Genomic DNA, 732 nt, shown 5'->3' with positions numbered 1-732 from the left:
ATAATTTTTATAATGTCTGTAAGATTAAATCTTGACTTCTACACGACCATAAAATTATACTATTTCTTACATTATGTTTTTTAAATACTCATTTATTAGCTGATACCGATAAGCGGTTAAAAGATATTGCGCCCTACCCTACGCCACTTGAACATCAAAAGCGTTATGTAATTCATTTACCTACAGAGTCTAATGAAGAAAAGCTAAAAGTAGAATTGCAAGCAACAAAAAATGCAATGAAAGATTGTAATCGTGTTTGGTTTGGCGGTAATCTGGAAACAAAAACTTTAGAAGGATGGGGATATAATTATTATATAATCGATCAAGTTAGCGATCACCCTGCTAGTACAATGATGGCGTGCCCTGGGATAAAAGCAACCATGCAACCGGTTAGTGTATTTTTAGGCGTTGAAATATTTTTAAGATATAATAGCAAAATACCTATCGTAGTATATGTTGAACTACATTACGTTATTTGGCATCAAAATGATATAATTAATTCTGCAAAGGAAGGTTAGTATTATAGATATCGTCATTGCAAGTAGCTGAAGTTGTTATTATATAGCTTCTATGTCATTCCTAGCTAGAAGCGGGAATCCAGCATAAAGCGAGATAAATCGARCTTTTAATTTTAAAAATTTGCTGTATTTATGCTTTTTTTCTGGATTCCCGCTTCTAGCTAGGAATGACATAGAATGCGGGAACTGTAGAAGTCAAGATTTAATCTTACAG

At 32.8% G+C, this 732-nt stretch carries 1 protein-coding gene; it reads left to right on the top strand.

Annotation, left to right across the window (positions count from 1 at the left end; all coding sequences use genetic code 11):
• The first annotated feature begins 53 nt into the window (after positions 1-53).
• Positions 54-518, top strand: coding sequence for a serine protease inhibitor ecotin (eco, locus tag KYQ89_RS04570; RefSeq protein ID WP_218460607.1), 465 nt, complete (start codon positions 54-56; stop codon positions 516-518).
• The last annotated feature ends 214 nt before the right edge of the window (positions 519-732 follow it).

The organism is Rickettsia sp. TH2014 (assembly GCF_019249195.1).
Classification (GTDB): Bacteria; Pseudomonadota; Alphaproteobacteria; order Rickettsiales; family Rickettsiaceae; genus Rickettsia; species Rickettsia felis.
The sequence above is the reverse complement of the archived record's forward strand: the minus strand, read 5'-3'. Positions and strand labels throughout refer to the sequence as shown.